Annotated in this window: 14 protein-coding genes (1 of these 14 cut by a window edge); 2 read left to right on the forward strand and 12 right to left on the reverse strand. The window is 51.5% G+C overall.

Translation table 11 applies throughout. From position 1 onward, the window contains the following. Positions 1–7 precede the first annotated feature (7 nt). The 12 genes from hflX to D5366_RS08420 all read right to left on the reverse strand — a co-directional run bounded on the left by hflX (position 8) and on the right by D5366_RS08420 (position 15,655). Positions 8–1,315, reverse strand: coding sequence for a GTPase HflX (hflX, locus tag D5366_RS08365; protein ID WP_141493089.1), 1,308 nt, complete (start codon positions 1,313–1,315; stop codon positions 8–10). Beyond that, entirely contained in the window at positions 1,312–1,527 is a 216-nt protein-coding gene (gene hfq, locus D5366_RS08370; RefSeq protein ID WP_141493914.1) for an RNA chaperone Hfq, read from the reverse strand. Before hfq ends, hflX begins: the two co-directional genes overlap by 4 nt. A 46-nt stretch (positions 1,528–1,573) precedes the next feature. Continuing rightward, the gene (gene ntrX / locus D5366_RS08375) at positions 1,574–2,986 is read right to left on the reverse strand and encodes a nitrogen assimilation response regulator NtrX (protein ID WP_141493090.1); all 1,413 of its coding nucleotides are present in this window, start codon (positions 2,984–2,986) and stop codon (positions 1,574–1,576) included. Beyond that, entirely contained in the window at positions 2,976–5,297 is a 2,322-nt protein-coding gene (locus D5366_RS08380; RefSeq protein WP_141493915.1) for a sensor histidine kinase NtrY-like, read from the reverse strand. Before D5366_RS08380 ends, ntrX begins: the two co-directional genes overlap by 11 nt. An 80-nt stretch (positions 5,298–5,377) precedes the next feature. After that, the gene (locus tag D5366_RS12230; RefSeq protein WP_141493091.1) at positions 5,378–6,121 is read right to left on the reverse strand and encodes a helix-turn-helix domain-containing protein; all 744 of its coding nucleotides are present in this window, start codon (positions 6,119–6,121) and stop codon (positions 5,378–5,380) included. A 32-nt stretch (positions 6,122–6,153) separates the two neighbouring features. After that, positions 6,154–7,251, reverse strand: coding sequence for a tRNA dihydrouridine synthase DusB (gene dusB, locus D5366_RS08390; protein ID WP_141493092.1), 1,098 nt, complete (start codon positions 7,249–7,251; stop codon positions 6,154–6,156). Positions 7,252–7,295: 44 nt separating this feature from the next. Continuing rightward, the gene (locus D5366_RS08395) at positions 7,296–8,921 is read right to left on the reverse strand and encodes a diguanylate cyclase domain-containing protein (protein ID WP_170211068.1); all 1,626 of its coding nucleotides are present in this window, start codon (positions 8,919–8,921) and stop codon (positions 7,296–7,298) included. Between the two features lie 89 nt (positions 8,922–9,010). After that, positions 9,011–9,841: an aminotransferase class IV gene (locus tag D5366_RS08400; RefSeq protein ID WP_141493094.1), complete on the reverse strand. Its 831-nt coding sequence runs from the start codon at positions 9,839–9,841 to the stop codon at positions 9,011–9,013. Further along, positions 9,838–11,082, reverse strand: a complete 1,245-nt coding sequence (locus tag D5366_RS08405; RefSeq protein ID WP_240775223.1) for an anthranilate synthase component I family protein — start codon at positions 11,080–11,082, stop codon at positions 9,838–9,840. Before D5366_RS08405 ends, D5366_RS08400 begins: the two co-directional genes overlap by 4 nt. 125 nt (positions 11,083–11,207) lie before the next feature. Next, a complete protein-coding gene (locus D5366_RS08410) occupies positions 11,208–12,947 on the reverse strand; it encodes a DUF885 domain-containing protein (protein WP_141493095.1) in 1,740 nt (579 codons plus the stop codon). Positions 12,948–13,222: 275 nt separating this feature from the next. Next, positions 13,223–14,656, reverse strand: coding sequence for a DUF2252 domain-containing protein (locus tag D5366_RS08415; RefSeq protein WP_141493096.1), 1,434 nt, complete (start codon positions 14,654–14,656; stop codon positions 13,223–13,225). A 75-nt stretch (positions 14,657–14,731) separates the two neighbouring features. Next, positions 14,732–15,655: a hypothetical protein gene (locus D5366_RS08420; protein ID WP_141493097.1), complete on the reverse strand. Its 924-nt coding sequence runs from the start codon at positions 15,653–15,655 to the stop codon at positions 14,732–14,734. A 170-nt stretch (positions 15,656–15,825) separates the two neighbouring features. Between D5366_RS08420 and D5366_RS08425 the strand changes: the two genes are divergently transcribed. Both D5366_RS08425 and clpB read left to right on the forward strand, forming a co-directional pair. Continuing rightward, a complete protein-coding gene (locus D5366_RS08425) occupies positions 15,826–16,905 on the forward strand; it encodes an aldo/keto reductase (protein WP_141493098.1) in 1,080 nt (359 codons plus the stop codon). An 89-nt stretch (positions 16,906–16,994) separates the two neighbouring features. Continuing rightward, on the forward strand, positions 16,995–17,605 hold the 5' portion of the coding sequence (clpB, locus tag D5366_RS08430; protein WP_141493099.1) for an ATP-dependent chaperone ClpB. The gene runs 1,987 nt beyond the window's last position; the window shows 611 of its 2,598 coding nt (coding positions 1–611); it begins with the start codon at positions 16,995–16,997; its stop codon lies off the right edge, out of view.

Here is a 17,605-nt window from a genome sequence, read left to right on the forward strand (position 1 = left end):
ATGGGAGTTACTTTTTCAACAAACGGTTGGGAAATGCTTCAGCGAAGCGCTCCTCATCCGCGGGGAAAAGGCGCACATCGACGATGATGGCGTCTTCACGGTCCAGCCGCTCCACGACTTCTCCGTGCTGATAAAGCCATGCAAGCGCGGCACCGTCTTCAGGAGCGATCTGTGCATGCGCATGCCGCATTGAGCGCGTCATGTGCTGGTCGAGTATCTCGAATAAGTCGGGAATACCATCGTTTGTAATCGCTGAAATTGCGACGGCATTCTCTCGCCGAGGGACTGCTGCTACCCCGCCCACAAGATCGGCCTTGTTAAGCACCTCAATGGTACGTTCTGGCCAATGTGAATCGAGCATTTCATCCCGTACCATGCCGTCTAGTACGTTTAGGACGTCTGAATGTTGGGCAGCGGTGTCAGGGTGGGCAATATCGCGCACGTGCAGGATTACGTCTGCTTGGGATACTTCCTCAAGTGTGGCTCTGAAGGCAGCAATCAGTTCGGTTGGAAGTTCACTGATAAAGCCGACAGTGTCCGACAAAATGATTTTTCGACCTGATGGCAGGGTCACACCGCGCATTGTGGGATCAAGAGTAGCAAAGAGCTGATCCTGAGCATGCACGGCGGCGCCGGTAAGGGCATTGAAGAGGGTGGACTTGCCAGCATTTGTATAGCCAACAAGCGCAACGACGGGGAACGGAACGCGCTTGCGCGCATCGCGGTGCAAACCACGGGTCCTGCGGACCTGTTCCAATTCTTTACGGATTTTGCCGATACGCTCTGCAAGCATACGTCTATCGGCTTCCATTTGGGTTTCACCGGGGCCACCCAAGAAGCCGAAGCCGCCGCGCTGCCGCTCCAAGTGAGTCCATAGTCGCACGAGACGAGAGCGTTGGTATTCCAAGTGGGCAAGCTCGACTTGCAAGACACCTTCGCGGGTGGCTGCGCGAGCGCCGAAAATATCGAGAATGAGCCCCGTTCGGTCAACAACCTTGCAACCTAGGAATTTTTCTAAGTTGCGCTGCTGCCGGGGGGAGAGGCGCGCGTCAACGACGACGACATCGACCTGATCTTGTTTTACAGCATCCGCCAATTGCTCCACTTGGCCGGTGCCAAGCAAAGTTGCCGGTCTGCGTGCACGCAAAAGAAAGGCTGCTTGTCGAACAATAATCAGTCCGATCGAAGCTGCGAGCCCTACAGCCTCTTCTAGCCGTGCATCTGCTGCACGTACGTCATCGGCAACGGCTGAACGTTCCCACGGGAGAATGACGGCTGCGCGGGTAGCGGGTTTGCGCGTATCGTGTCCGCTCAAATTGTCTCATCCGAAAAATGTGGCATAGGGCCAGATGGCATGATGGTGCTGACGGCGTGTTTGTAAACAAGCTGCACGTGACCGTCGCGTCGCAGCAAAAGTGTCTCGGCGTCAAATTGTGTGACGACGCCTTGGAGTTTTACACCATTGACGAGAAAGACCGTGACCGGGCTTTCCGTCTGGCTGATATGGGTCAGAAAGCGTTCCTGTATTGCTTGGAACGGGGCAGGGGCGTCACGCTGCTATAGTCTCCTGAGATTAGCGTTCACTGGCTGCAACGGGTGCAGGATTTTTTTCATCTTGCATAGTCACGCCTAGCTGCTTGAGCTTACGGTGCAGCGCGCTCCGTTCCATGCACACGAAGTTTGCGGTCCGGCTGATATTGCCGCCGAAGCGTGTGAGCTGGACCTGAAGATATTGAGTTTCAAACAGATCGCGCGCTTCACGGAGGGGGAGGCTCATCACATCTGCGCCAGCATTCAGGCGTGTCATGGATGGAGCTCCTTGGCTGATATTAGCCGGAAGCATATCGGCCCGAATTGGGTCGTTCCCGCCTCCCGGCATCATAATAAGCAAACGCTCCATCAGATTACGCAATTCGCGGGCGTTGCCGGGCCAGTCATAGGTTTGCAGAGCTGCAAGCGCATCAACTGAAAGCTCCCGCAGTGGAAGGCCAGACGATACGGCGCAACGCTCTAGGAAATGCCGCGCAAGCGCTGGAATATCCTCGCGTCTTTCACGTAGGGAAGGGACACGTAGAGGAACAACTGCAAGGCGGTAATAGAGATCTTCGCGGAAGCGGTGTGCGGCTATCTCTGTATGCAGGTCGCGGTTTGTGGTCGCGATAACACGTACATCTACTTTGACGCGTGCTGTGCCGCCAATGCGTTCGAAGGATTGGTCTTGTAGAGCGCGAACAATTTTCCCTTGGGTTTCCAAGGGCATGTCACCGACTTCATCGAGTAGCAATGTACCGCGGTTGGCGCGCTCCAAAACACCTCGGCGCATAGGGTGCTCAGCATCCCCCTCAAGGCCAAAAAGTTCTTCTTCGAAGCGGTTAGGGGCTAACACGGCACAGTTCAGGGCGATGAAGGGCCCCTCAGAGCGGCGTGAGCGGGCGTGAATCATGCGCGCTGCAATTTCTTTGCCTGCACCAGCCGGGCCGGTGATGAGTACCCGTGAATTTGTAGGAGCTACGCGTTCAATTTGCCCACGAACAGCAGATATTGCCGGTCCGTCACCGAAAAGCGACGTGTCATTCCCCGCGCGGAGGCGCAGTTCTGCGTTTTCCTGCTTAAGGCGGGCGGCTTCTAGCGCGCGCTGAACGACAACGAGGAGACGATCAGATTGGAATGGTTTCTCTATGAAGTCATAAGCGCCGTGCTTGAGGCTGGCTACTGCCGTCTCAATTGTGCCGTGTCCGGAAATCATGACAGTAGGAAGGCCAGGCTCTTCCGCCTGAATATTTTTCAATACCTCAATGCCGTCCATTTTAGACCCCTGTAACCAGATGTCCAAAATGACAAGAGACGGACGGGTGGCACGAAACATGGCCAGCGCCTGTTCCGCGCTAGACGCTGTACGCGTCCGGTAACCCTCATCGCTGAGTATGCCCTCGATGAGGAACCGAATGTCCGGCTCGTCATCGACGATCAGAATCTCATGTTCCATCAGTTATCCTCATACGCCCGCCTCCCTTGTTACGCGAGGCGCTATCTTCTGCAAGGGGGAGAGCAAGTGTGACTTGCGTGCCAGACACTTTCTCTACCGCTTTATAATTTGTGCTAGGGCTCTCAGGCTGTTTGCGGTCAGCCAAGGTGAGGGTCCCAGCGTGGTCCTCCATAATCTTCTTAACGATAGCCAGTCCAAGCCCCGTGCCTTTAGCCTTATGCGTAACATAAGGTTCGGTCAAACGGTGCCGCTCTCCTTGGGGGAGACCGATGCCGTCATCTTCAATCACTAATTGGGCATGACCGCCCCGGATGTGCAACCCCATCACAATATGGCCGATTGGCAACAAACTGCCATCTGGTCCGATCTCACGGAGGGAGGCACGCTCTGTCATGTGAATGGCATCTGCTGCGTTTTGAAGCAAATTGGTGAGGGCCTGCCCTATTAATCGGCGGTCGCACAACACAATTGGCCCAGAGGCGGGAAGATTTTGCGTTTCATAAATAATGAGAGGGTTGGCGTTTTTCTGCAAGACGAGGGCTTCTCGGCAGAGGCGTGAAAAATCTTCGATTTGTATTACGGGTTGAGGCATCCGGGCGAAAGCTGAGAACTCATCAACCATGCGCCCGATATCGCCTACTTGTCGGACAATTGTGTCGACTAATTGCGTGTAAGTCTCTGGGTCGGACTGGATTTCTTTTAAGAAGCGTCGTTTCAAGCGCTCCGAAGCGAGTTGAATAGGGGTAAGAGGGTTCTTGATTTCGTGGGCTACGCGCCGTGCAACGTCAGCCCATGCAGCTTTGCGCTGTGCTGACTGAAGTGCGGTGATATCGTCAAATGTCACGACATAACCTGCTACATCGGAGCCGCGCATTTCTGCGACCACGCGAACAAGTAGGGTACGTCCCGCTCCAGCACCCCCACCATCGCCAGGTCCGCCGGGGCGTTGAGCTCCGTCCGTGTCAATTTGAACCTCAGCCGTATGTACGCGCTCAGGAGCTGTGCGGGCTGCATCAAGCAATGCGGCAAATTCAGGCACGGCGTTGACCAAGTATTGACCGACGACGGGTAGTAGGTCCCGCTGAAGGACGTTGGATGCTGCACGGTTGGGTAGTTCTATAACCTGGCGCGTATCTAGGCCAATAACGCCTGCAGAAACACCCGATAAAACAGTTTCTGTAAAACGGCGGCGCTCATTAATTTGATCATACGCGACCATCAACTCCGAGCGCTGCGCTTCCAGCTGATCCGTCATGCGGTTAAAAGCGCGTGACAGGCCAGTCACTTCGTCATCTCGAAACATAGGCCGGCGCGCTGAATGATCGGGCACCGGAACGCGGACGCCCAAGTCACCTTGGGAAATGCGTGTTGCAGCGAGAATGAGTAGGCCGAGCGGGTTAGCAATACGATTGGCGAGAGCAAGGCCGGTGAGCATGCCAACCGCCAACACTAAAAGGCCCATCAGCATGAAGATTAAAACGAAGGTTACCTGAGTTTTCCCGCGATTGGCGAGCATACGTTTATAGTCTTGCACAAGTTCGTCTGTGCGGTGCATGTGTTCCAGAATTTGCGGGTCAACTGGCCTTGTGATGACGAGCATGAGGCCGGAATTATCGCCTAGTGAGACTACCGCCCGAATAAAGCGCTGGTCGGGGCGATCCAAGATCGCGACGTCTGTACGCGCCATTTCGATAACGGATTTTGGCGGCAAGGGTGGAGGAGCCATATCTGCTGAGCCGAGCACGCCGCCCGTCGCCAAAATGCGGTTAGTGAGAGGATCAAAAACCTCTGCATCCGTAAGGCCGCGCTCATAGACTTCATCGTCCAGCAGCTCTCTTAAGCGTTCTGGGGTGTGTAATAAATCCGTGCCGTGGGCAAACAGCTCGTCATTTTGGACAAGAATGAGCGTGTTGGCGAGTGAATACGCGGCGGTGCGTATGTTGTCGTTATGCTCCTGTAAGTAGCCTGCAGCAACGGAGCGAGCCTCGCTCAGCGCGTTATTAACACGATTGGAAAACCAAATTTCGACGCCATAATGGAAGAAAAGAGTGGCTACAGCACCAACGACAATCGTTGGTGCAACGGCAACAATGCCAAAGAGGGTAATAAGCCGGGCGTGAAGTCGTGCCCCTGCAAAGCCGAGGCGTCGTTCTGCAAGCATGCGCCCAACTTGAGAAACCGCTGCTGCGCCAATGAGCATGAGCATCAGGAAATCAAGCAGGAAGATCATCGCCTGTATAACGGGGCGATGTGTAATAGAAAGGCCGCCTGCAAGCACGACGAATGTCATAAACGCCAAAATAAGGGCCATGACAGTAAGGAGTAGGACGCCGTTAGCGCTGGATAAATAGTCGCGAAAGCGTTTGCGGCGCGGTCCCGCTTTCAACTTTGTCAATCGTCATTTCCTTTAGGAACGCTAATGTCGAGATCCCGAATTTTTTTTCGCAAAGTATTTCGGTTTAAGCCTAAAATAGCTGCTGCGCGAATTTGATTTCCACCTGTACGTCGTAGGACTTTATCGATGAGTGGGCGTTCAACCTCAGCGATAACGCAGGCGTGCAAGTCCCCATCGCTGTGGTCAGCACCAGATTCGAAGAAGTCACTAAGGGGGCGCTCCAATGCGCGGGACACGCCTCTGAGTTGCGCCTCTCCGGTTCCGCCTTGGCGGCAAATGGCGCTGATACGTTCGGGGCCTAGCCTTTGGACCGCTCCTAGACGGGAAAGCCAGGCGTGGAAAGTGTCGTCCAACCCGCCATGCCGCAAAAGAGAGGTAGGGTCGTAACGGCTTCCTACCAATAGTCTGAAACTGGCTTTTTCGATGTGTAAGCGTTGGATCAAGTGATGCTGCACGTCAGGCCAGAGGCAATCGATTTCGTCCAATAATAACGTGCCGCCACAGGCCTCGGAAATCCAGCCTGGAGTGTTCGCGCCATCCCCGAACAGCGCTACGGGGCGTAGCGCGCGGGGGGTTGCGGTCAGGGTGGCAACGATAAAAGGCGACCGCGCGCGAGGACCCGCTATATGCAAGCGTCGTGCTACATCCTGACGGTCCAGCCTGGTGGCGCCGTACAAGAAGAGGGGGCGCATGGTCGGGTCCTCAGTCGTGAGGACTGACGCTCTTAACGCTTGCTGCATAGCGCTTTGTTTCCAGTGGGGCTTTTCAGTGCCTAAGCGGCGTGCTCATTGTCAGATGGCAAGCAGGCCGCAGGGCCTTTTTCCCGGTCACGGTTAATACCCGCTTCAAGATGGCGATCGTAAAAATCTTCCAGAAGGCGAATGGCCTCAGGAGCATTGTCTACGCGGTTAATCGTCGAGCGGAAGGTTGCTGAATCTGGCAAGCCCGCAGAGTACCATGACACGTGTTTGCGGGCGAGCCTTAAGCCAGGACGTTCACCAAAGTGATCGAGCATCATGCGGTAGTGTTTTAATGCTATTGCTTTTTCGGTGGCTAAGTCCGGGTCTGGGATATCTTGGCCAGTTTTTAGTGATCTCGCGACCTGAGCGATAAACCACGGACGGCCGTAGCAACCTCGGCCAATCATAACGCCGTCAGCACCAGATTGGTGCAGGGCTTCTCTTGCCTTACGGATGGTTGTGACGTCGCCGTTCACGATGACCGGCAAGGAAACGGAATCCTTGACGGTTTTAACAAACCGCCAGTCGGCCTCACCATTGTAAAACATCTGGCGTGTGCGGCCATGTACGGCGACCATCTTGATTCCGCTCTCTTCCGCAATTTTGGCTAGTCGCGGGGCGTTCAGGTTGCTGTGGTCCCAACCCATGCGCATTTTGAGTGTGACAGGAACATCAACGGCTTTGACTGTTGCCTCAAGCAACCTAGCCGCTTGTGTTTCGTCGCGCATGAGAGCTGAACCGGCCATTTGGCCGATAGCAACTTTTTTTACCGGGCAGCCAAAATTGATATCGACCAAGTTGGCACCGCCATCGACTGCAATTTTCGCGGCTTGGGCCATGGCTTCGGGTTCACAGCCAGCTAACTGTACCGCGTTGACGCCACCTTGAGCAGAGCGGGCCATGCGCATCGTATTTTCGTTCTCTCTAATCATCGCCCAAGAAGCGATCATTTCAGAGACGACGAGTTCTGCCCCCAACTCACGCGCCAGTTGGCGGAATGGTAAATCCGTTACCCCGGAGAGCGGAGCAAGGATCACGGGGTCATCTATGACGACACCTCCGCCCAGATCAATGGCTTTCAGTGGGCGGTTTGGTGGATCAACGAGAGCAGATTCTTGATATTCAGACATGAGCCTAATTTACTGAGCCTGAGCCTTGGACGCAAACGGAGTTCTTAGTCGTGGCTAGATGAAGTTTGGGCAACGAGTGCGTAAACCTCCGTGAGGGTCAAATTGGGCGAATAAAAGGCTCCCTCGACATAGTCGCAGCCGAGTTGGCGCAAAATCAGGTCGCATTCCTTGGAAGCCACGTCTGTTGCGATAACTTTTTTTCCTACCGAATGAGCGACGTTGATTATGCTTTCGACAATAATCTTGTTCGTAGGGGTGTCAGGCAAATATTTTATTAAATCCCCACCAATTTTTATGTATTTGCATTGCAAATCACGGGTGTGAGGGAGTGACATGCAGGTATCATCAACGAAATTTAATATATAATTGGAATTTTCATGATCAATTTCAATCGCACTTTTTAAGTTATATTCATGTATTATCCTATCTATATGGTTGATTGAGTATTTATCTATATCTTTGGAATTATTAATTTTTAATGAAAAATATAACTTGCCATTATTGTTTATGGTTTTGCGTATTTCTTTATATGTATTTTCAATATAGTATTTATCTACTTGCTGTTTGAATGTATCGTCATTTTTCAATTCTATATTTTCGCTATTGTAGCAATCGATTGAAGTGGAAAACAATAATATATCTCCCCCGTTTGTACTAAAAGTAGGGGAATAAAGCGTAGGAAATTTTTCTTTTTTAAAAGATGTTAATATATCGGATAGCAGCTTAAGGCGTTGTTCATAACGTTCGGAAAGTTGGTTGTCGTAGAGGTAAATTTGATTTCCCCCCATTTCTTTCGCCTGATATAGGGCCATGTCAGGCTCATGTAGAGCATCTGAAATATTGGTCTTGGTATGCGCTGTGGTAATTGTATACCCAATGCTCGCAGAGGAATTGTGTAGTATTCCATCAAATGAAAATGTGAATTTTAAAGAATGTAGAATGTCGTTCAATATATTACTTAAAACAATATAGTCGTCATTATCGATGATTATCGCAAATTCATCGCCCCCCACGCGAGCAACAAAAATACTATTGCTTTGGAACCCTTTTAGTATCCGAGATATTTTTTTTAGGAGTTTGTCACCTGCTTTGTGTCCGAGCGTATCATTTGCTTTTTTAAAGTGGTCTATATCGATTATGCCAATGCAAAATCTTTTATCTTTGTTTTCTTTTTCAAGAATGGTTTTCAAGTGTACGGAAAAAGCGTTCCGGTTTGCTATGCCTGTTAAATTATCAACACTTAGCGCCAGTTGAAGCATTTTCTTATTAGATCTTAAATGCTCTTCAGTGAGTTTATGGGGTGTTATGTCAATAATAATAAAAATATCTATTTTTGTAGGGGATGTAAATTGTGAGCATGTAATATCGAGCCAGTAAGTTTTATTCTTTAGTCCGCGTACACTTATTTCTTTATGGTAATTTTTTGATTCAATATTTATTTTCTGAAGTGAAGAGATAAGTGGACTATTTTCAGAGTTTTTTAAGCGACGATCAATGTCATCAAACTTGGTGTTTTTAAAAATAACCTTGCGATCGTTATCAAGAATTATAACGCCTGCAGATTGATCGATAGCATGTAGTATCGCCTCTGCATGCTCAAACGCATGGGGTGGGAGTGCAGTCTGCGTTGATTTTAGAGAGTCCAAAGTTGGTTCAGTCTCTTTATTCATGGGTGAAAGAAGGTAACACATAAAAAGTTAATAGAAAATGAATAGGAGCAAATGGCCTATGTTTTTATCGGGATGATATTATAATATATTCAGATTTCAGGGTTATCATAAATCGACATTATTTTTTCCTTAAAATATGTTATTTCTGAATTATTATAATTAAGTTTTACAGTATTATTAATTTTATTAATATCTAGGCAGGATAAACTGCTCACAACCCACGAAGCATCACAGTAATTAAGAGTGTTTTTGGTAACTATTTCTTCGGAGCATATGTTTTTTTTCAGAAGCCGGGCCCTAGTTGTGCCTGGTAGGGCCCCGGTAGTGAGGGGAGGGGTGAGCAGTTTGTTTTTGTAGGCCACTATTAATGTGCCGGATGTGCCGCATGCGAGGCTCTTACCGTCAGAGCTGCGCAAAATGGCATCTTGGAAACCTTTTTCCTGAGCGTCGATCTTCGCGAGAATTGATGGCAGATAGTTGAGCGTTTTGACGGACGACAGGGGGGAAAGGGGCGGGCGCGTATATTGGCTTGTACACACCGAGATGCTTGTTGTTTGAGCTGGAGAAGATGCTGCGGCGGTAATAAGCAAAGTTGGAATGGGATGTTGGGGTGGGGCAATTCCGCGCGGGCCTGAACCGCGGGTTAAAGTTATCCTGATAGAGCCGTGTTTAAGAGTGTTACTGTGGATCACCTTTGTGCAGGCGTCGCTCAACGCAGTAATGTCAGGCAGAGGGATGCGTAATATTTTGCAGCCTTCGCACATTCTGTGAATGTGTTGCGTAAAATGCGGCAGCATACCGTCGGTGACGCGCAATGTCTCAAAGAGGCCGTCAGCCAGCAAAAAGCCGCGATCGGTATGCGGAATATGGCCTTGGCTATGCGGAACAAGGGCTGTGTTTAGCCATACATATCCGGTCATTCGCCAAACGCCTTTAGGAGAGCGGCTGCCTTTAAAGCGGTTTCAGCGTATTCTTTCTGGGGGTCCGAAGGCCAAGTAATGCCACCGCCTGCGCCGATGGAAAGGTGAGCACCGCAGCGTTCAGCGCTACGGATAATTACAGAACTATCCATGGCGCCGTCACGGCCAATACGAAATAAAGTGCCGCAATATGTCCCACGGTTGGAACGTTCAAGTGCATCTATAATCTGGAGTGCTTTGTGTTTTGGAGCGCCGGTAACTGAGCCCGGTGGAAGGGTCGCGCGCAATAGTTCCATTGCGTTGCTTTCTTGGGGTAATTGTCCAGTGACGCAAGAGACGAGATGTAGAACGTGAGCAAAGCGCTCAACGGAACAGAGTTCGGGTACGGTTATAGAGCCTAACGCGCATATGCGCCCAAGGTCGTGCCGCATCAAATCGGTAATCATTAGATTTTCAGCGTTTTCTTTGGTGTCACGGCGTAGTTTTGCAGCTTGAATTTCTAAATCATTGATTGCGGGCGCTGTGCCTTTGATGGGGCGTGTTTCAACAATTCCGTCTGATGAAAGCGCAAGAAAGCGTTCTACTGAGGCGCTTAGAAGGGACAGAAGTGGCGTCTTAAAATAAGCACCAAAAGGGGCAGGGGAGAGGGCACGCAAATGCATGTAAGCGCCGAGTTCGTCAAAATCTACAGGAAGCTCAGCTATGTAGCGCGTGGTTAGGTTGGCTTGAAAAATATCGCCAGCTTCAATGTGTTGTCGAACTTTTTGAACAGTTTCGATCCATTCTTCCTGTGAGAAGTCTGTAGAGAAAGTGAGCTTTGGCGCGACGGGTTGGGGGGGCGTTGCAGGAATATTGGGCGGTTGGTCACCGTTCTGACTGATCCACCAGCAGCGCTGTGATTGACGGTCATAGGCAATCACATTCGTGTAGTCTGCGGCAATGATCTGAGGGCTTTTCGAAGAATGTCTGCTTGGAACGCCCTCTAACTGCAAACCAGCACTGTATGACGCAACCCCTATTAAACCGCCGGTAAAGGGTAGGCCCGTATGTGCCTGTAGGTTTTGCTCCTCAACCGTGGAGCGGCCTTGTATCTGTTGAGCCGTAAGCCAGAAGTCCTGCTCGTGGAGCTGATTGTCTACGAGTAGGCCATGCTCATTCACGATAAAGGTGTGGCGTGGTTTGAGGCACAACCATGCCCAGCGGGCACGGTTGTCCTTTGGATCTCCGCCACTATCAAGCATGGTTCCCCAAGGGGCGTCCCGCAGGAGGTGAAGTGCCTGTGCCGGGTTATGCCATTGGAGTTCTTGGATGTAAGGGGCGGCGTTTCCGGTGGGGGATAACGCCGCTGAAGAAAAGGCTGGTGTGGTCAGAGGAGGGGCGCATCCTTGCCGCTGAGTTCACGGCGAATAATCTTAACGGGTACTAACCCAGAACCGAGCAGAGCATCGTGGAAGCTACGCAGGGAGAAGTTAGTGCCTTGTTCGTTTTTGAGATCTTCGCGGAGGTGCAGAATCATCAACTTACCCAAGAGGTATGAATAGTAGCCCGGATCGGCTGTTCCGCGACGTGCCTCCTTATACCCCATCATGGGGGACTGGTGGCAAGAGTGTACCATCAGATCGGTGGCTTGCTTTAGGCTCATACCCTGCGTGTGCATGCCAAAAGAGGCCAAGAGGCGGCAGTCGCGCAGCAGGGCATCTTGCAATTGAGCGAGGTGTAAATGCTGGTCTTGGTTATGGAATCCTTGTTCAACCATCATTTGCTCGGTGTAATGTGCCCAGCCTTCCGTTGTGGCGTAGGATTGAGAGCCCTTGCGTGTGAGGCTCCATTCCGGGTTGGCGCGCAAGTACAAACCTTGGACGAAGTGACCCGGCATTGCCTCGTGAACGGTGATGTTCAAAATAGTTGGGGTGTTGGAGTCTTCGAGAAAGGTTTGGACCTGTTTGGCGCTCCATTTAGAGTCTACAGGCGTAATATAATAGAAAGAAGTAGTTGCTTTGGTCTCAAAGGCACCCGGCCATTCCGTTGCCGCGGTGAGAAGCGAACGCTGGAAGCTTGGTGTTTCGGTTACTAGAGGCAGGCTTTTCGAGGGCAGCGTGATGAGTTTATGGTCAAGGACAAAACTCTGTGCATCTTTAAGCTGGTCACGGATGAGTGTGATCAAACCGTCTGCAGCGACATGGTCTTTACGGTTCTTTTCCAGAGCATTTTGTGGGTTGGCAGGGTCTATGCTGCGCGAAACAGCATCAAAATCGGCTTGATCTTTGGCGAGTTGAGCCTGACCCGCTGCAATAATGCGTTCCATTGGGACATCGACCATGTCCGCATTAAGCATAGCGCGGAAAGTTTCTGCGCCTAGAGCAAAGCTGCCTTGGGGTTTTGTGTGGTCTAGGGTCGTTTTGAACGCACGCAGCGCTTTGAGTGTCTCGGTGGTTGAGGCGCGAAGTTGTGCCTGAAGTGTAGGATCTTTTACCGAGGCGAATGCTGCGGGGATGGTGTCTTTTACGAAGCTGATAGCGCCGTCGAGGTCTTCTTTAGAGATTTCAAGAAAGATTGCAGGAACGGTGGTCAACTGGTGCTGCCCCGTGGCGAGCATGTTGGGAATGAGCAGCTCGCGTGAGATTGCGTCTTTCATCCGTTCGGAAGCAGGAGCAAAATCACGTTCGATCAGGCTATAAAGTGCCTCAGTTGCCAGTGAGATGTAGGTGTCAGGGTTGTGGCGGTATCCTTGAACACGCTCATTGCTGACCAATTCTTCTCGGATGCTGGACAAGAGAATGTCGCGATCATCTTGGCGTCTTTGCGGCAAAGATGACACATCGAGAGCGCTGAGCGCAATTTCTTCTTGATGAAGGCGGCTTGTCTGAGCGTCGATCGCCTTAACGGATATGTCGTCCAACCCGCCGTCAGCATTATGAATGCCTAAGGCTGTTGAGCCAACAGGGCTTGCGGCCCACTCAGCATCGAAATGTGTTTTTTCTAAAATGCCCAAGGCCGCGCCCGGGTCCGTTGGGAGTGGGGCAGCTTGAACATTCGCAAAAGCTGTACAGGTGAACGCTACCCCAAAGAGAAGCGCACGGCGGAAAGAGAGGATATTTTTTTTCATGCTGATTACGTTACGGTAACATGATGCTTACGGCAATCATCTTACTCTAACGGGTAAATTAACTTAGGTATCACTATAATATGGAGGGATTAAAAAGTGTTCTGAGATTGAATCATAATATAAGTCGATATATTTTTGAATATATATAATTATATATTAAGTTAAATATAAGATACTAGAATAATATCTTCATTATACACCACCTGATATGTAAATAATTTTTGTAAATATCAGGTGGTGTATTGATATATTTTTTCCTTTTTAGGGTTGGGTACTTAATTCCCTTGTTGATTATTCGCGCTAGGTTCGTCCTCAGTGGGGGGTGTTAGTGCCCCTCTGTCGAGGGCTGCTGTGAAGAGCTCCCAATCAGTGCGGGTTTGTGCGGCGTAGGCATCCGAGAAAGAGGCGATAGCGTCTGCGAAGGCTTTGCCTTTGCCAAGATAGCCTGAAATTTGGCTTACATCTCCCGAACGGGCATGTGCACGAGCGAGTGTACGTCCACAAAGCTTGGCATAGTCGGCCAGTCCTTCCTGAGCGACATCGGCACCGATATCTGCAAGACGGCCGTCTTTCAAACGGCGAACATAGAACTGGCGGCCACTGCCCGATAGGTCTGGTGCTTCTGCGGTTGGGTCTGCTTTAGTGTGCGTCCAGCCCAAGAATACGTCGCTTACGGCTTGCATCATGCGCTGGCCTGTTACAACGCGCTCACCTTGGTTTTTGAAGGGTGAAGCGCCTGCGAAGGGGGCCATAACTGACGTTTGCGCTTCTTTGATCTGGAGAAGAAGGTACTCGCCGTCGGGTGTTGCAAACAGACCTATAGCGCAGAATGTGCCCACGCTGCCAACGCCAACCACTTTGAACATGACATCTTTGAGCGCATAGCGGCGCAAGAGAATGGCGCGCTCCGGTGGTTGGGATTTGAGGTAACGATCAAAGGCTTTGCGTATAATGTCTTCCCGGCCGGGAATATGCATAACGAGAGGTGGTTTTTCCTTTAGTTTGGGGGCAGTTTCGGCCCCGAGAATGAGACCAAAATGGCCTTTGGCAGCGGTTAAACGTTGCGAGAGGAGTTTTTCGGCGCGGGCCCGGACTTTTTTATCTTCAAAATGCGCAATGGCATCTCGGAAATCTACGCGATCTGCCCAAACTTCGAGAGGGCTTTTATTGGCCAAGTAAGCCATATGTTGGGCATAGCTCAGGGCCATGCTTTCCGAGAGTGCGCGTGATGCCTTTGGGGAGAGGCCATTTTCATCTCCCGCAAGAATGAAGGATGCGCCAAGACGTTTTACGTCCCATTCGAATGGGGCTTCGAGAGTCTCGTCGAAGTCATTGATATCGAAAACAGGCACACCTTCAGGGGAGGCGTAACTGCCAAAATTTGCAAGGTGGCAGTCGCCGCACGACTGAACGCGTGGGCCGGAGAAGGGCGTATTGGCAAGGTCGGCGGCCATAACCGCAGCCGCGCCGCGTAGGAATGTAAACGGTGAAACCCGCATGCGTTCATAACGCACGGGGACGAGTTCAGCGATGCGGTTTTGGCCTTGTTCAGCCAAAATTTCTACAGCAGAGCGGCGGTCTTCGTGCGGGCGCCACTCTGCTTGTGCGGAGCGCGGGGTGCGCTTGCGGAGGTGGGTACCTTTATTGTGGCTATCGGTACGCTTTTTGAGTGATGGCTGGTTGTCTTTCTGGGTGGTTGTCTCAGACATAGTGGCCTCGCAAAAAGGAGCATTGACGCAAACTGTGTCGAAGTATGACAACCTCTCTGTTGCGACGAAAGGCTTTTATGTTCCTTTTGAAGTATTTTTGCTTTCCGAAGCCGGTGCAGGTAGTGGTGTGTGGGTTCGGCCTGAATAATTGGTAATAATGGTATGAACAGCCTCGGCAGCTTCGGAGGCAGCGCTTAATGCTGTATCCCCCCAAGGGCCATCAAGTGAGTGTGCCGGAATGGCGTGGATTTGAGTGGCTGCGCCGAGTTCATCGCCTTTAGGTGTGCGAACGCGCCAAGCAATTTCGATTTGTTGTGTTGAGGGGGGTGTTTGTAGTGTCGTTAACTTTGCCACGCCACGAATAATAAAATCTACCTTCGCACAATCTGTTTGAATAGTGTCTGTATTGTTGGGGAAGGAAGAGTAGAAGGCACGACCCAATGCAACGTTACCGTCCCCCGGAGCGCCTTGTACTCCCTCAAAACAGGTTTTGGAGGGGCGGTGCATCAAGCTGTTAGGATCTTGCTGCATTAACGATGCCTGGACGCCTGTAAGTAAATCAGTAATGGCGGGTGCAGCTTCCGTTGCCATTGTTTTTATTAAGAGCGGGTCATTCAACGTCCACTGTGCAGCGCTGACGGGGGTGCCGTCACGTTCAGCCCGCATCTGATTTTTGGGCGTCATAAGCGCATAGTGCGGCACGATATTCCCGCCTTGGGGTTGCGCTGTAATTTGCAACCACCAGTCGCCGCGCCTCGCGGGTTGTGCGATTGCAGGCACGGACTGGTTAACCATCGCTGTTGCTAGTTCATGTGCAAGGAGTGTAGCGGAGGTGTCCGAAAGGCCTGCGAGTTTTGGTGTTGGGACGTCTAGCCGGGATGGAGGCAGGTTTGCCGTTGTCAGGTATTTTGCTTGGTCACCCGGATTGGAGAACGGGTGTGGCATGTCGAAGCAGCCAGAGAGTGCAATAGGTAATAACAACGGTAAAAAGCGCCGCATTGAAGCCCCCAGTCAATGGCAAGAAAGCAAAGCATAATGCACCGTGGGCGTTCTGTCGAAGGGGGAAGGTGACTTCACATTATACGGCGTTGATTGAGTATGTGTGAACTTGCGCGCCTTTATAAGCGTAATGAAGAGAAAGGACGCAATGATAGGGAGCTATCTTCGCCATGCAATATCGTCAGCTCGGACGTTCGGGGTTGCGGGTATCCGCATTTAACTTTGGTTCCGTAACCTTTGGAGGCGCCGGCGGCTTTGCCTCTACCGGTGACATAGACGTCCAAGAAGCAGCGCGGATGCTCGATATATGTATTGAGCGCGGCGTGAACATGTTTGACACGGCAGATGCTTACTCTGGCGGGGTAGCCGAAGAGATACTGGGGCAGGCTTTAAAAGGCCGAAGCCGGGAAGTGTTGGTGACCAGCAAGGTTCGCTTCCCGACAGGGGAGGGGCCTAATGAGCAGGGTCTCTCACGGCATCACATCTTAAATGCGTGTGAAGAGAGTTTGAGGCGATTGGGGCGGGATCATATTGATCTTTACTACCTACATGAATGGGACGGCCTGACGCCGGTGGAAGAAACGTTGGAGGCGCTTCATACACTGAGGGAGCAGGGGAAAATTCGCTACGCTGGAATTTCAAATTTTTCTGGCTGGCATGCGATGAAAATTCTCTCGGCCGCTGAGCGTGAGCGGTTGGTCGCCCCTGTTAGCCAGCAGATCTACTACTCGTTGGAAGCACGTGACGCGGAGTTTGAACTTCTGCCACTGGCGCTTGACCAAGGTTTAGGGGTGCAGGTGTGGAGTCCGCTGGCATGCGGACTTTTGTCAGGTAAATTCCGCCGTGATCGGGCTGCACCAGAGGATACGCGGCGGGTTGAAGGCTGGAGTGAGCCGGAGGTGCGCAATGGTGAAAAACTCTATGACACAATTGAAGTTTTGGTGCGTGTTGCAGAAGAGCATGGTGTTTCTGCTGCGCGTGTCGCTTTAGCGTGGCTTTTGGGGCGACCCGGCGTGACCTCCGTCGTGCTTGGTGCGCGGAAAGAGAGTCAGCTTTTGGATAATTTGGCCGCAGTCGAGTTACTTTTGACCGATGAACAAATTGACGCATTGGAGCGCGTGAGTACGCCTGAGTTAATTTATCCTTATTGGCACCAGCAGCGTGCAGCATATGAGCGTTTATCACCTGCAGATTTAGTTTTGCATGAACCTGCGCGGCGCGCACGTGAGGCTCTTGAAAAGACAAAGTGAATACTTACATTCCATGTACAGCCGCAGCCTTAGGGGGTGGCTGAATACAAAATGTCGCCTTTTACAGGGGCATGAAAGGGTTAAGTACCATGGATATTCAAAAATTTACAGAACGCAGCCAAGGTTTCCTGCAAGCAGCATCGACAATCGCTCTGCGGGACTATCACCAGCAATTGACACCAGAGCATCTGCTCAAAGCGCTACTTGATGATGAGCAGGGCGCGGCTTCTGGGTTGATACGTGCTGCTGGCGGTGATCCTAAGGCCGTTCAAGCTGCGAATGATGCGGCTCTTGGTAAGTTGCCGAAAGTACAGGGGGGTGGCGCTGGCCAGCCGCAAACAACGCCGGACCTCGTGCGGGTTTTAGATGCAGCGCAGGCTGCCGCTGTAGCCTCGGGCGATAGTTTTGTTGCTCAGGACCGGCTGCTGGTTGCTATCGCCGGAAGCTCTACGGCCGCTGGAAGGGCGTTGGCTGAAGGTAAAGCCACAGCGAAGGCTTTGGAGAGCGCCGTCGCCCAAATACGTAAAGGTCGCACAGTGGACAGTGCGTCTGCGGAGAGCACGTTTGACGCGCTTAAGAAATACGCTCGCGATGTTACGGCTGTTGCGCAAGCGGGGAAGCTGGATCCGGTCATTGGCCGTGATGAAGAAATCCGCAGGGCTATTCAGGTTTTGGCGCGTCGAAGCAAAAACAATCCCGT

Origin of the sequence: Neokomagataea tanensis, assembly GCF_006542335.1 — a bacterium.
GTDB lineage: Bacteria > Pseudomonadota > Alphaproteobacteria > Acetobacterales > Acetobacteraceae > Gluconobacter > Gluconobacter tanensis.

Excerpts from the sequence above, each read along its gene's own strand:
- ntrX (WP_141493090.1), bottom strand. The coding sequence starts at position 2,986 with ATGGAACATGAGATTCTGATCGTCGATGACGAGCCGGACATTCGGTTC.
- D5366_RS08380 (WP_141493915.1), bottom strand. The coding sequence starts at position 5,297 with ATGGCCCTTATTTTGGCGTTTATGACATTCGTCGTGCTTGCAGGCGGC.
- D5366_RS12230 (WP_141493091.1), bottom strand. The coding sequence starts at position 6,121 with ATGCAGCAAGCGTTAAGAGCGTCAGTCCTCACGACTGAGGACCCGACC.
- dusB (WP_141493092.1), bottom strand. The coding sequence starts at position 7,251 with ATGTCTGAATATCAAGAATCTGCTCTCGTTGATCCACCAAACCGCCCA.
- D5366_RS08395 (WP_170211068.1), bottom strand. The coding sequence starts at position 8,921 with ATGAATAAAGAGACTGAACCAACTTTGGACTCTCTAAAATCAACGCAG.
- D5366_RS08400 (WP_141493094.1), bottom strand. The coding sequence starts at position 9,841 with ATGACCGGATATGTATGGCTAAACACAGCCCTTGTTCCGCATAGCCAA.
- D5366_RS08405 (WP_240775223.1), bottom strand. The coding sequence starts at position 11,082 with ATGCTTGATAGTGGCGGAGATCCAAAGGACAACCGTGCCCGCTGGGCA.
- D5366_RS08410 (WP_141493095.1), bottom strand. The coding sequence starts at position 12,947 with ATGAAAAAAAATATCCTCTCTTTCCGCCGTGCGCTTCTCTTTGGGGTA.
- D5366_RS08415 (WP_141493096.1), bottom strand. The coding sequence starts at position 14,656 with ATGTCTGAGACAACCACCCAGAAAGACAACCAGCCATCACTCAAAAAG.
- D5366_RS08420 (WP_141493097.1), bottom strand. The coding sequence starts at position 15,655 with ATGCGGCGCTTTTTACCGTTGTTATTACCTATTGCACTCTCTGGCTGC.
- D5366_RS08425 (WP_141493098.1), top strand. The coding sequence starts at position 15,826 with ATGCAATATCGTCAGCTCGGACGTTCGGGGTTGCGGGTATCCGCATTT.